Consider the following 13177-nt stretch of genomic DNA (forward strand, 5'->3'; position numbering starts at 1 on the left):
CGCCAGGAGATCCAGAAATGTCCGACGTTGCGTTCGTAGTGGAATGGGAAAAGCTGGGCAATGAGGGCAGCGATGCCAACCTGGTGACCGAACGCGCCCGCGTGTTCGGTGGCTGGCTGGTGCGCGTGGGCACCAACCCCGCCGCGATGGCGCTGACCTTCGTCGCCGATGGCGAAGGCCGCTGGGACGGTGAGGACTTCGGCGTCGAGGATTACGAGGACGACGAAGAAGAAGGCGACGAGGAAGACGAAGAGTACGAAGAAGGCGAGGACGAAGAGGAAGAGGACGAGGAGGAGTACGAGGAAGAGGACGAAGACGGCGAAGAAGAAGACGCCGCCAAGGGAAGCCAGGCCTGAGGCCTGCCCGGGAGCCTTCCATGTACACCATCCGCCGCGCCGGCCCCGAAGACGCACCGACCCTGTCGGTGCTGGCCACCCGCACCTTCGTGGAAACCTTCGGCCACCTGTATCCGCCGCAGGACCTGCAGGATTTCCTCGACGAGGCCTACGCGGTCGACCGCCAGCAGGTGATCCTGTCCCACCCCGATTACGCGGTGTGGTTGCTCGAACGCGATGGCGTGGCCGTGGGCCATGCCGCCGCCGGCCCGTGTGGCCTGCCGCATGACCAGGTGCAGGCCGGCGATGGCGAGCTCAAGCGGCTGTATCTGATCAAGGACGAGCAGAGCAGTGGCTGGGGCAGTCGCCTGCTGGAAACCGCGCTGGCCTGGCTGGAACGTGACGGCCCGCGCACCCTGTGGCTGGGCGTGTGGTCCGAAAATTTCGGCGCGCAGCGTTTCTACGCCCGTTACGGCTTCGAAAAAGTGGGTACCTACGAGTTTCCGGTCGGGCAGGTGAGGGACCTCGAGTTCATCCTGCGCCGCACGCCGCAGGCTTCCTGAACGCCTTGCCACTGCTTCACCCGCCGTTCGTCAGTCCATTTGTCTAATAGGGCCGTCGACCCCTGCTGGAACGGTTTCGCACCGGCTACGCTGCACCCATGACTCCCCCCGTTTTACTGCTGCATGGCATCTGGAATGCCCGCGCCTGGGTCGGCCCGTTGGCCTGGCGCCTGCGCGCGCGCGGCTTCAGCGTGGACACCTTCGGCTATTCCAGCGTGTTCGGCGGCCCCGACGTGGCCGTACCGCAGCTCCTGCAGCGGCTCAAGGACAGCGGCCCGGTGGCTCTGGTCGGGCACAGCCTGGGCGGTCTGGTCGCTCTGGAGGCGCTGCGCCGCGAACCTGACCTGCCAGTCTCCCGCGTGGTCTGCCTGGGCTCGCCGCTGCGCGGCAGCGGCACCGCCCGCACCCTGGCCGAACACGGCTGGTCGGCGGCGCTGGGCCGCAGCTCCGACCTGCTGCTCGATGGCCTGCCGGACTGGCAGGGCAGGGCGCAGGTCGGGCTCATCGCCGGTTCGGTGCCGCACGGCCTGGGTAGCCTGCTCGGGGCGATCGGCGAGGCGTCCGACGGCACCGTGGCGCTGGATGAGACCCGCCTGCCGGGCCTGGCCGACCACTGCGTGGTGGCCGCCAGCCACAGCGGCCTGGTGTTCTCGCCCGACGCTGCCCGCCAGACAGCCGCATTCCTGCGCGATGGCTGCTTCCGCCCGGACCGTACCGCCCACGCCGCCTGAGCGGCCGATCAGGTAGAATCCGCGCCCTGTTCCCACGCAAGCACGGAAACACCCATGGGTAGAGGCCCTTCCATCGAAAACCGCAAAAACGCGTCTGACGCGAAGCGCGGCAAGATTTTCACCAAGATCATCCGCGAGATCGGCGTTGCCGCGCGCGGCGGTGGAGGCGACCCCAACAACAACCCGCGCCTGCGCGTGGCCATGGACAAGGGCCTGGCCTCGAACATGTCCAAGGACGTGATCGAACGGGCCATCAAGAAGGCCACCGGCGAGCTGGAAGGGGTGGAGTACGAGGAGATCCGCTACGAGGGCTATGCCCCCGGTGGCGTGGCCGTGATCGTCGACTGCCTGACCGACAACCGCGTGCGCACCGTGGCCGATGTCCGCCACGCGTTCAGCAAGTGCGGCGGCAACATGGGCACCGAAGGCTCGGTGTCGTTCATGTTCAAGCGCGTCGGCGTGCTGCATTTTGCCGGCGGCGCCAACGAAGACGCCGTGACCGAGGCGGCCATCGAGGCCGGTGCGGATGACGTGGTGGTCTATCCCGAAGATGGCGCGATCGACGTGTTGACCGCAGCGGACATGTACCACGCGGTCAAGGAAGCCATGGAGGCGGCCGGCCTGAAGCCGGACCACGCCGAACTGACCTTCCGCGCCGACAACGACATCAAGGTCGAGGGCGACACCGCCCTGCAGGTCAAGAAGATGCTCGACATGCTGGAAGACCTTGACGACGTGCAGGACGTGTTCTCCAACGCCGACCTCGGCGCGGACGCCTACGCCTGACGGCGTAGCCCGGCATGATCCGCATCCTCGGCATCGACCCCGGTTCGCAGCGGACCGGGGTCGGCATCATTGACGTCGAACCGTCCGGCAAGGTGGTGCACGTGCATCACCTGCCGCTGGTGCTGCTGGGCGCGGACGACTTCCCGCAGCGGATGAAGCTGCTGGTGCTGGGGCTCAATGCGCTGGTGGAAGAGTACCGCCCGCACGAAGTGGCCATCGAAAAGGTGTTCATGGCGCGCAACCCCGACTCGGCCCTGAAGCTGGGCCAGGCGCGCGGCGCGGCGATCTCGGCGGTGGTCATGCGCGACCTGCCGGTGCACGAGTACGCGGCCAGCGAGATCAAGCTGGCGGTGGTCGGGCGCGGCGGGGCGGAAAAGCAACAGGTCCAACACATGGTCGGGCTTATGCTCAACCTGAAAACCAAGCTGCAGGCCGACGCCGCCGACGCGCTCGCCGTGGCCATCACCCATGCCCATGTACGGGCGACGGCGCAGCGCCTTGGGGTCAATGCCCGCCAGGCCTGGAGCCGGAAATGAGGACATCTGCATGATTGGTCGTCTGCGTGGGATCCTGGCGTACAAGGCGCCGCCGTGGCTGCTGATCGACGTCAACGGGGTGGGGTATGAGCTGGAAGCGCCGATGAGCACCTTCTACGACCTGCCCGACCTGGGCCGCGAGGTGATTCTGTTCACCCACTACGCGCAGAAGGAAGACAGCGTGTCGCTGTACGGCTTCCTGCGCGAGGGCGAGCGCCGCCTGTTCCGCGACGTGCAGAAGGTCAGCGGGATCGGCGCCAAGATCGCACTGGCGGTGCTGTCCGGGGTGAGCGTGGACGAGTTCGCACGGATGGTGCAGGCCGGCGACATCACCGCGCTGACCCGCATTCCCGGCATCGGCAAGAAGACCGCCGAGCGCATGGTGCTGGAGCTGCGCGACCGCGCGGCCAACTTCAGTGGCGGCGGCGCGCCGATTGCCGGTGCGATCGGCACCGATCCGGTTTCCGAAGCGACCGTGGCCCTGCAGCAGCTGGGTTACAAGCCCACCGAGGCGGCGCGCATGGCACGGGATGCCAACAGCGAGGGCGACGATGTCGCCACCGTGATCCGCAAGGCCCTGCAGGCCGCGCTGCGCTGAGCGCGCCGGCCCATATCCCCAACGACTGACGCCCTTCCGGAGTCCCATGTCCAGCTCTTCCACCCAGCACGAGAACGGCCACGCCGGGCACGGCCACGCGCCGGCCGCCAGCGGCCTGGCCCTGATCGTCGGCGCCATCGGCGTGGTCTTCGGCGACATCGGTACAAGCCCGCTGTACACGCTGAAGGAAGCGTTCTCGCCGCACTACGGGCTCACCAGCGACCACGACACCGTGCTGGGTGTGCTGTCGCTGGCGTTCTGGGCGCTGAACATCGTGGTGACCCTGAAGTACGTCACCATCATCATGCGCGCCGACAACGACGGCGAGGGCGGGATCATGGCGCTGATGGCGCTGACCCAGCGCACGCTGAAACACGGCTCGCGCTCGGCGTACGTGGTCGGCATCCTCGGCATCTTCGGTGCCTCGCTGTTCTTCGGCGACGGGGTGATCACCCCGGCCATTTCGGTGCTGGGCGCGGTCGAAGGCCTGGAAGTGGCCGCACCGGGGCTGCATGCGTTCATCGTGCCGATCACCGTGGTGGTGCTGCTGGCAGTATTTGCCGTGCAGCGCTTCGGTACCGAGCGGATCGGCAAGCTGTTCGGGCCGATCACCTCGATCTGGTTCATTTCGCTGGCCGCGATCGGCATCTGGAACATCGTCGATTCGCCGGAAGTGCTCAAAGCGTTCAACCCGATCTGGGCGGCGCGCTTCTTCATGGACCATGGCTGGCACGGCATCTTCATCCTCGGCGCGGTGGTGCTGGCGGTGACCGGTGGCGAGGCGCTGTACGCCGACATGGGCCACTTCGGTGCCAAGCCGATCCGCCACGCCTGGTACTTCTTCGTGCTGCCGTGCCTGGTGCTGAACTATCTGGGGCAGGGCGCACTGGTGCTCAACCATCCAGAGGCGCTGAAGAACCCCTTCTTCGAGGCGGTGCCGCCGTGGGCGCTGTATCCGATGATCATCCTGGCCACCATGGCCGCGGTGATCGCCTCGCAGTCGGTCATCACCGGTGCGTTCTCGGTTTCGCGCCAGGCCATGCAGCTGGGCTACATCCCTCGCATGCGCATCAAGCACACCTCGCACGACACCATCGGCCAGATCTACATCCCGGGCATCAACTGGGGCATCGCGGTGATGGTGATCGGCCTGGTGCTGGCCTTCCGCAGCTCGTCCAACCTGGCCGTGGCCTACGGCATCTCCGTGTCGGCGACGATGCTGATCGACACCCTGCTGCTGGCCCTGGTGGCACGCTCGCTGTGGCCGAAGGCCCGCAAGTGGATCCTGCCGCTGTGCGTGGTGTTCTTCATCATCGACCTCGGTTTCGTCATCGCCAACGGTGCCAAGCTGCTGCAGGGCGCCTGGTTCCCGGTGGTGCTGGGCATCTTCCTGTTCACCATGATGCGCACCTGGCGCCGTGGCCGCGAGCTGCTGCGCGATGAGATCCGCAAGGACGGCATCCGCCTGGATACCTTCCTGCCGGGCCTGATGCTGGCACCGCCGGTACGCGTGCCGGGCACTGCGGTATTCCTCACCGCCGACCCGACCGTGGCCCCGCATGCGCTGATGCACAACCTCAAGCACAACAAGGTGCTGCACGAGCGCAACGTGTTCCTGCACGTGGAAACCCTGCCGATTCCGTATGCGATGGAAGGGCAGCGGCTGAAGATCGAATCGGTAGGCGACGAGTTCTATCGCGTCTACGTGCGCTTCGGTTTCATGGAGACCCCGGACGTGCCGCTGGCGCTGATGCGCTCGTGCGACCACGGTGGCATCTATTTCGACCCGATGGACACCACCTTCTTCGCCAGCCGCGAGACCATCGTGGCCACCGCCAACCGCGGCATGCCGATCTGGCGCGACAAGCTGTTCGCGTTGATGCACCGGAACGCGGCGCCGGCGACCGGGTTCTTCCGGATTCCGGGGAACCGTCTGGTCGAACTTGGCGCGCAGGTCGAGATCTGACTGCGTCAGACCTCGACCTGCGGCCCAAGGTTTGCTGCGCAAACCTCGGGACCCGGGGCATTCCACCTTATCCCCGCGCCGTTGGCGCGCCCCCTTGAACAACAAGGGGGCTCTCCCCCAGACGCGTCGCCGGTAGCGCCGGCCGTTGGCCGGCCCGCAGGAAGCCCCGAAACATGCGTCATTGCTTCATAATCGGGAAATGACCGACGACCGCATCATTGGCGCCGGTGCCACCCGCGAGGATGACACCACCGACGCCAGCATCCGCCCCAAGCGCATGGCCGACTATCTTGGCCAGGCGCCCGTGCGCGAGCAGCTGTCGATCTATATCGAAGCGGCCAAGGCCCGGGGCGATGCGCTGGACCATGTGCTGATCTTCGGGCCGCCCGGCCTGGGCAAGACCACCCTGAGCCACGTGATCGCCAACGAGCTGGGCGTGGCGCTGCGGGTGACCTCGGGCCCGGTGATCGAAAAGGCCGGCGACCTGGCCGCCCTGCTTACCAACCTGCAGCCGCACGACGTGCTGTTCGTGGATGAAATCCACCGCCTGTCGCCGGTGGTGGAAGAAGTGCTGTACCCGGCGATGGAAGATTTCCAGATCGACATCATGATCGGCGAGGGCCCCGCGGCGCGCTCGATCAAGATCGACCTGCCGCCGTTTACCCTGATCGGCGCCACCACCCGGGCCGGCCTGCTGACCGCGCCGCTGCGCGACCGCTTCGGCATCGTGCACCGGCTGGAGTTCTACACCCCCGAGGAGCTGACGAAGATCGTCCGGCGATCGGCGGCGATCCTCGGCATCGACTGCACCGCCGAAGGCGCGGCGGAAATCGCGCGGCGCTCGCGCGGCACCCCGCGTATCGCCAACCGCCTGCTGCGCCGCGTGCGCGACTACGCCCAGGTCAAGGCCAACGGACATATCGACCAGGACGTGGCGCAGGCCGCCATGCAGATGCTCAAGGTCGACCCGGAAGGTTTCGACGACCTCGACCGGCGCATGCTGCGCACCCTGATCGATTACTTCGACGGCGGCCCGGTCGGCGTGGAATCGATGGCCGCAGCCCTGTCCGAAGAGCGCGGCACGCTGGAAGACGTGGTCGAACCCTACCTGATCCAGCAGGGCTTCCTGGTGCGCACCGCGCGCGGCCGCATGGCCACCCACAAGGCTTACCGCCACCTGGGGCTGAAGCCGAAGAACCCGCCCGCCGACCTGTTCGCGGAGGTTCCCGATGTCGGTTGACGCGCGGTTCAGTTGGCCGACACGCATATATTGGGAAGATACCGACGCTGGCGGCGTGGTCTACCACGCCCGCTACGTGGCTTTCATGGAACGGGCGCGCACCGAATGGATGCGGGCCCTGGGGTACGGCCAGGAACGCACCCGCACCGAGCATGGCCTGGTGTTCGCGGTCCGGTCGATGACCCTGGACTTCCTGAAGCCGGCGCGGCTGGACGACGCGCTGGAGGTGACCGCCACGCTGGTGCAGTGCAAGCGCGCCAGCATGGTGTTCGAGCAGGCAGTGTGTCGCGGCGACGAAACGCTGCTGACCGCACAGGTAAAGATCGCGGCATTGGACGCCTCCACATTCAAGCCGCGCGGCATGGACGATGTCCTCCACGCCGCGCTGAAACCCCACGTTATTCAAACAGCCGCATATTGAGGAACAACGGATGATCGCAATGCTTTTGGCCCTGCAGGCCACGGTGGTCGAAGCGCTGCCGCAGGAAGTCACCAGCGCCGCGTCGCAGACCGTCGCCCAGGCCGCGCACGGCGGTGGCATCAACTACCTGGACCTGATGATCAAGGCCAGCCTGCCGGTGAAGATCATCGTGCTGCTGCTGCTGGTCGGCTCGTTCATCAGCTGGGTGATCATCTTCCGCAAGGCGCGCGTGTTCAACGCCGCCAACCGTGAGGCCGACGAGTTCGAAAGCCGCTTCTGGTCCGGTGCGGACCTGGGCAAGCTGTACAGCGCCGCCACCGACCGCAACCGCAAGGTCGGCGGTCTGGAAGCGATCTTCGAAGCCGGCTTCCGCGAGTTCACCCGGCTGCGCGACAAGCGCCGCCTGGACGGTCGCGCCCAGCTTGAAGGCGCCCAGCGCGCCATGCGCACCACCTACACCCGCGAAGTGGACCAGATGGAGCGCAGCCTGGAGCTGCTGGCCAACATCGGTTCCACCGCCCCGTACGTGGGCCTGGTCGGCACCGTGTTCGGCATCATGGTGACCATGCACGACATGATCAACAGTGGCGAGCAGGCCGGTATCGCCTCGGTCGCCCCGGGTATTTCCGAAGCGCTGTTCGCGACCGCGATCGGCCTGTTCGTGGCGATTCCAGCGGTGTGGGCCTACAACCGCTTCACCACCCGCGTCGAGCGCCTCTCGGTCCGCTTTGAAACCTTCGCCGAAGAGTTCAGCTCGATCCTGCAGCGCCAGTCCGCAGGCGACGAGTAAGCGCCCAGCACAAGGACTCTGCCATGACCGCTGCCATCGGCCGCCGCAAGCGCCGCAAGCTCAAATCCGAAATCAACGTCGTGCCGTACATCGACGTCATGCTGGTGCTGCTGATCATCTTCATGGTCACCGCGCCGCTGCTCACCCTGAGCTTTGAAGTGGACCTGCCCAGCTCGCAGGCCAAGGCCCTGGAAAGCAAGCAGGACCCGGTGATCGTCTCGGTCCGCCTGGACGGCCAGCTCAGCCTGAAGCTGCCTGAGGCCAAGGAGCCGGCGCCGATGGAGGCTGCCGAGCTGCAGGCCCAGCTCGGCGCACTGGCCGCGCAGGACAAGAACCTGCGCGTGATCGTGGCCGCCGACAAGGCTGTGGCCTACGAAAAGGTCGTGGCCGCCATGGACGTGATCAAGCGCGCCAACGTGGAAAAGTTGGGTCTGGCGACCGATGCAAACTGACGTCCTGCCCCCGCAGCGCCAGCCTGAGGAGAAGTGGGGTCTGCCGATCGCGCTGGCGATCCTCGTGCATCTGCTGCTGGCGCTGGTGTTCATCGCCGCGTGGCTGTGGTCGCCGCAGCGCTCCACGGAGGCGGCGGCGGGTGACCCGGCGATCGAGGCCAGCCTGCAGCTGAGCGCTTCGGAAGCCGCCGCTGCCCGCCAGGCGCTGCGCGCTTCTGAAAAACTGCCCGACCTGCCCGAGCCGGTGGCCGAGCCGATCCCGGTGGAAGAAGACACCGTGCCGCCGCCGCAGCCGCTGCCCGAGCCGCGCCCGCAGGACGCGCCGACCCCGCAGCAGCAGAACGCCCAGGAACGCATCGCCCAGCCGGACACGGTCGACCAGGCCGCGGTCAACGCGATGTCGATCTCGGCCGAGAAGGCCAAGCAGGAACAGGAAGCCAAGCGCCGCCAGGAGCAGATCGACCTGACCGAGCGCAAGCGCGTGGAAGAGGCCGAGCAGAAACTGCGCCTGGCCAAGCAGCAGGAAGAAGCCGCGCAGAAGAAGAAGCTGGCCGAGCAGGAACAGAAGGCCAACGACGTCAAGGCCGAAGCCGAGCGCCAGAAGAAGATCGCCGAGATCCGCAGCCGCCGCGAGGCTGCCGAGAAGGAAGCCAAGCTGGCCGAGCAGAAGCTGCGCCAGCTGGCCGCCGCACGCGCGGCCACCGGGCAGTCCACCGCCGGTTCCACCGGCGCAGCGCAGCCGGCCGCCGGTGGCGGCGGCACCAGCGACGACCTGCGCGCCAAGTACGCCGCGGCAATCCAGCAGAAGGTACTGGCGTCCTGGACCCGCCCGGACAACGTGCCGTTCGGCCAGCGCTGCAAGATCGAAATCGTGCAGCTGCCGGGCGGCAACGTCAGCTCGGCCAAGGTCAGCCCGGACTGCCCGTTTGATGAGGCCGGCCGCCGCTCGATCGAAGCGGCGGTCCTCAACGCACAGCCGTTGCCATACCGCGGTTTCGAGACCGTATTCTCGCGCCAGCTCAACTTTACGTTTACCGCCCAGGACTGAGGTCTTGGGCGGTTTCGTTAACGAGCCGTGATTTCCAGCGCCGCGACCACTCGGATTTCACACCCGGTTGGTTCATCATTGCGAAACGGTTCACCGCCGTACTGATATCCCTCGTTCTGGTTTTTCCCCTATAGAGCGCCCATGAAGAAGATGCCTCGCTGGTTTGCCGTGTTCGCGGTCTTGTTGTTGCTGCCTTTTGCCGCCGTTGCGCAGCAGAGGGGCCTGGATATCGACATCATCGGCGGCAACGCCTCCGCGCTGCCCATCACCGTGGTCCCCATGCCCTATCAGGGCTCGGCCGCCGCCCCGCAGACCGACGTGGCCTCGGTGGTGCGCGCCGACCTGGAGCGTTCGGGCCAGTTCCGCACCCTTCCGGAAGCGCAGATTGTTGAAAAGCCGACCCGTGGCAGCGAGATCCAGTTCGCCACCTGGCGCGCGCTGAAGCAGAACTACATCGTGGTTGGCCGGGTCATGGACGCCGGTGCCGGCGCCTACCGGGTCGAGTACGAGCTGTACGACGTGCCCAAGGGCGAGCGCCTGCTTGGCCTGGCCATGACCGCCCGTGGCAATGCCATGCGCGACGTCGCCCACCAGATGGCCGACGCCATCTACGAGAAGATCACCGGCGTTCGCGGCGCGTTCTGGACCCGTATCGCCTACGTCACCGCCAGCGGCAAGGGCGACGCCATGCGCTACGCGCTGATGGTGGCCGACTCGGACGGCTTCAACCCGCAGACCATCGTGCGCTCGGCCGAGCCGCTGCTGTCGCCGTCGTGGAGCCCGGACGGCAACCGTCTGGCCTACGTCAGCTTCGAGCGTGGCAATTCGGCGATCTACATCCAGAACATCTCCACCGGCGCTCGTGAACTGGTCACCAGCTTCCGCGGCATCAACAGCGCCCCGTCGTTCTCCCCGGACGGCCGTCGCCTGGCCCTGTCGCTGTCGCGCAGCGGCAACCCGGAAATCTACGTGATGGACCTGGGCAGCAAGCAGCTCACCCAGCTGACCAACCACTTTGCGATCGACACCGAGCCGACCTGGAGCGCCGACGGTTCCAGCGTGTACTTCACGTCCGACCGCGGCGGCCGCCCGCAGATCTACCAGGTGCCCTCCACCGGTGGCAGCGCCTCGCGCGTGACCTTCCAGGGCAACTACAACGCCACCCCGAGCATCTCCTACGACGGCAAGAAGCTGGTCGTGGCGCAGGGCAGCGGCAACACCTACAAGATCGCGATGATGGACAGCAGCCTGGGTTCCCCGCGCTGGAGCACGCTGTCGCCGGGCTCGCTGGATGAGTCCCCGACCTTCGCCCCCAACGCCAGCATGGTGCTGTACGCCGCCCGCGAAGGTGGCCGTGGCGTGCTGTATGCCGTTTCGGCCGATGCGCGCGTGCGCCAGCGCCTGGTGCTGGCCGACGGTGATGTTCGCGAACCTTCGTGGTCGCCATACCGTACAAAGCGCTAACAGAGTGTTAAGATCCGCACGTATTCATCCCACATCCGGCTTTAGGAGCCTCAAAGGTATTTCATGAACAAGACCTCCCGCGTTTTGCTTGTCTCCCTGTTGTCCGTGGCCGTCCTGGCCGGTTGCTCCAAGAAGGTCAAGGAAGCTCCGGAAGCTCCGGTTGACACCGGCAGCACCACCCAGCCGACCGGCCCGTCGACCTCCGGCCTGTACGGCCCGGGCGACCTGGACACCGACGCCTGCCTGCGTCAGCGCGTCGTGCTGTTCGACCTGGACCAGGAAGCGATCAAGCCGGAGTTCCAGGCTCAGATGGCCTGCCACGCCAAGTACCTGCGTGACCGTCCGTCGGCCCGCATGACCCTGCAGGGCCACACCGACGAGCGCGGTTCGCGCGCGTACAACCAGGCCCTGGGTGAGCGTCGTGGCAACGGCGTCAACTCGGCCCTGCAGGCCAACGGTGGCTCGGCTTCGCAGCTGACCGTCGTGTCCTACGGTGAAGAGCGTCCGGTCTGCACCGAGTCGAACGAGTCCTGCTGGTCGCAGAACCGTCGCGTCGAAATCGTCTACACCGCGCAGTAATCCATGCGCATTGGCATCAAAACCTTGATGCTGGTCGTTGCGGCAGCCCTCGTGGCTGCCGCACCGGCGCAGGCCCAGCGGCAGAGCCTGGCCGACCGCGTTGGTGCGCTCGAGCAGCAGGCCTACAACAACAGCTCCAACCAGGATCTGTTGAACCAGGTCACCCAGCTGCGCCAGCAGATGCAGCAGCTGCAGAGCACCGTTGAGCAGCTCCAGCACGAAAACGCCCAGTTGAAGCAGACCTCGCAGGACCAGTACCTGGACCTGGATGGACGTCTGAACCGTATTGAAGGGGGCAGCGCCCCGATCCTTCCGGCCGCTCCGGCCGCGAACGCTCCCGCTGCTGCACCCAAGCCCGCCGTACCGGCAGCGGCCGCCACCGAGCGGCCGCCTTCCGTACACGGCGACCCGGGCAGCCTGGCCGCCAGTGGCGACGAGCGCACCGCCTACAATGTCGCCTTCGATTCGCTCAAAGCCGGCAAGTACGACGACTCCGCGCAGCTGTTCCTGAGCTTCCTGGAGCTGTACCCGAACGGCGTCTACACCCCAAATGCCCTGTACTGGCTGGGTGAAAGCTACTACGCCACCCGCAATTTCCCGCTCGCCGAGGCGCAGTTCCGCGACCTCCTGGCGCGCTACCCGACCCACGACAAGGCCTCTGGTGGCCTGTTGAAGGTCGGCCTTTCGCAGTATGGCGAAGGCAAGATCGACGAAGCCCAGGCCACCCTGGAGCAGGTCGTCAGCACCTATCCCGGCTCGGACGCCGCGCGCACCGCGCAGGACCGTCTGCAGGCCATCCGCCTCGGCCAGCAGATCCGCTGAGGCACCTCCCGGCCCAGGCCGGTATAATTCCCCGTTGGCCCGACGCAATCGGCCACACCCGGTAGAGCCACGCCCTGCGTGGCTGCTGTCGTTTCCGAAACCGCATTTCCTGATTCCGAACATGACCACCGCCACGTCCGACGCCATCGCCACCCCGAGCGAGATCGTGCAATCCCCGCTGCCGCGCCTGAAGATCACCGAGATCTTCACCTCGCTGCAGGGCGAAGCCGACGCCGCCGGCTGGCCCACCGTGTTCGTGCGCCTGACCGGCTGCCCGCTGCGCTGCACCTACTGCGACACCGCCTACGCCTTCCACGGCGGTACCTGGTGGGACATCGACGCAATCGTGGCCGAGGTACTGGCCCAAGGCGTACAGCACGTCTGCGTGACCGGTGGCGAGCCGCTGGCGCAGAAGCGCTGCCTGGTGCTGCTGGAGAAGCTGTGCGAGGCCGGCATGGACGTCTCGCTGGAAACCTCCGGCGCACTGGATGTCAGCGGCGTGGACCCGCGCGTCTCGCGCGTGGTCGACCTGAAGACCCCGGGCTCGGGCGAGATGGCCCGCAACCGGCTGGAAAACCTGCCGCTGCTGACCCGCCGCGACCAGATCAAGTTCGTGCTGTGCAGCCGCGACGACTACGAATGGGCGCGCGACATGCTGCGCGAGCACCGCTTGAACGAGCGCTGCATGGTGCTGTTCTCGCCCAGCAAGGGCCAGGTCACGCCGCGCGAGCTGGCCGACTGGATCGTCGAAGACCGCTTGCCGGTCCGCTTCCAGATGCAACTGCACAAACTCCTCTGGGACGACGAGCCGGGCCGCTGAGCCCGCTCGAACGCCCCTGATGTACC

General features: G+C 66.8%; 16 protein-coding genes. All 16 read left to right on the plus strand.

What is annotated here, in order from left to right:
• Nucleotides 1-17: 17 nt before the first annotated feature.
• Nucleotides 18-356, plus strand: a complete 339-nt coding sequence (locus RYM47_RS05510) for a DNA primase (protein WP_315386548.1) — start codon at nucleotides 18-20, stop codon at nucleotides 354-356.
• A gap of 20 nt (nucleotides 357-376) precedes the next feature.
• Nucleotides 377-898 (plus strand): GNAT family N-acetyltransferase, encoded by a 522-nt coding sequence (locus tag RYM47_RS05515; RefSeq protein ID WP_315386549.1) that lies wholly within the window; start codon nucleotides 377-379, stop codon nucleotides 896-898.
• 98 nt (nucleotides 899-996) lie between these two features.
• A complete protein-coding gene (locus RYM47_RS05520) occupies nucleotides 997-1629 on the plus strand; it encodes an alpha/beta fold hydrolase (RefSeq protein ID WP_315386550.1) in 633 nt (210 codons plus the stop codon).
• A 54-nt stretch (nucleotides 1630-1683) separates the two neighbouring features.
• Nucleotides 1684-2415, plus strand: coding sequence for a YebC/PmpR family DNA-binding transcriptional regulator (locus RYM47_RS05525; protein ID WP_070206995.1), 732 nt, complete (start codon nucleotides 1684-1686; stop codon nucleotides 2413-2415).
• Between the two features lie 14 nt (nucleotides 2416-2429).
• Nucleotides 2430-2951: a crossover junction endodeoxyribonuclease RuvC gene (ruvC, locus tag RYM47_RS05530; protein WP_315386551.1), complete on the plus strand. Its 522-nt coding sequence runs from the start codon at nucleotides 2430-2432 to the stop codon at nucleotides 2949-2951.
• A 10-nt stretch (nucleotides 2952-2961) separates the two neighbouring features.
• Entirely contained in the window at nucleotides 2962-3549 is a 588-nt protein-coding gene (gene ruvA, locus RYM47_RS05535) for a Holliday junction branch migration protein RuvA (protein ID WP_315386552.1), read from the plus strand.
• A gap of 46 nt (nucleotides 3550-3595) precedes the next feature.
• Entirely contained in the window at nucleotides 3596-5515 is a 1920-nt protein-coding gene (locus RYM47_RS05540) for a potassium transporter Kup (RefSeq protein ID WP_315386553.1), read from the plus strand.
• 199 nt (nucleotides 5516-5714) lie between these two features.
• Entirely contained in the window at nucleotides 5715-6755 is a 1041-nt protein-coding gene (gene ruvB / locus RYM47_RS05545) for a Holliday junction branch migration DNA helicase RuvB (RefSeq protein WP_315386554.1), read from the plus strand.
• Nucleotides 6745-7176, plus strand: a complete 432-nt coding sequence (gene ybgC / locus RYM47_RS05550; RefSeq protein WP_315386555.1) for a tol-pal system-associated acyl-CoA thioesterase — start codon at nucleotides 6745-6747, stop codon at nucleotides 7174-7176. The genes ruvB and ybgC overlap by 11 nt, the downstream gene beginning before the upstream one ends.
• Before the next feature lie 10 nt (nucleotides 7177-7186).
• Complete coding sequence (gene tolQ, locus RYM47_RS05555; RefSeq protein WP_102945257.1) at nucleotides 7187-7966, plus strand: protein TolQ; 780 nt, start codon at nucleotides 7187-7189, stop codon at nucleotides 7964-7966.
• A gap of 23 nt (nucleotides 7967-7989) precedes the next feature.
• Nucleotides 7990-8418: a protein TolR gene (gene tolR, locus RYM47_RS05560; RefSeq protein WP_315386556.1), complete on the plus strand. Its 429-nt coding sequence runs from the start codon at nucleotides 7990-7992 to the stop codon at nucleotides 8416-8418.
• Nucleotides 8408-9466, plus strand: coding sequence for a cell envelope integrity protein TolA (tolA, locus tag RYM47_RS05565; protein ID WP_315386557.1), 1059 nt, complete (start codon nucleotides 8408-8410; stop codon nucleotides 9464-9466). Before tolR ends, tolA begins: the two co-directional genes overlap by 11 nt.
• A 141-nt stretch (nucleotides 9467-9607) precedes the next feature.
• Nucleotides 9608-10930, plus strand: a complete 1323-nt coding sequence (gene tolB, locus RYM47_RS05570; RefSeq protein WP_102945260.1) for a Tol-Pal system beta propeller repeat protein TolB — start codon at nucleotides 9608-9610, stop codon at nucleotides 10928-10930.
• 63 nt (nucleotides 10931-10993) lie between these two features.
• Nucleotides 10994-11509, plus strand: a complete 516-nt coding sequence (gene pal / locus RYM47_RS05575) for a peptidoglycan-associated lipoprotein Pal (protein WP_315386558.1) — start codon at nucleotides 10994-10996, stop codon at nucleotides 11507-11509.
• A gap of 3 nt (nucleotides 11510-11512) precedes the next feature.
• The gene (ybgF, locus tag RYM47_RS05580) at nucleotides 11513-12331 is read left to right on the plus strand and encodes a tol-pal system protein YbgF (RefSeq protein WP_315386559.1); all 819 of its coding nucleotides are present in this window, start codon (nucleotides 11513-11515) and stop codon (nucleotides 12329-12331) included.
• A gap of 121 nt (nucleotides 12332-12452) precedes the next feature.
• Nucleotides 12453-13151 (plus strand): 7-carboxy-7-deazaguanine synthase QueE, encoded by a 699-nt coding sequence (queE, locus tag RYM47_RS05585; RefSeq protein WP_315386560.1) that lies wholly within the window; start codon nucleotides 12453-12455, stop codon nucleotides 13149-13151.
• The last annotated feature ends 26 nt before the right edge of the window (nucleotides 13152-13177 follow it).

This window comes from uncultured Stenotrophomonas sp., from assembly GCF_963519125.1.
Taxonomy (GTDB): Bacteria; Pseudomonadota; Gammaproteobacteria; order Xanthomonadales; family Xanthomonadaceae; genus Stenotrophomonas.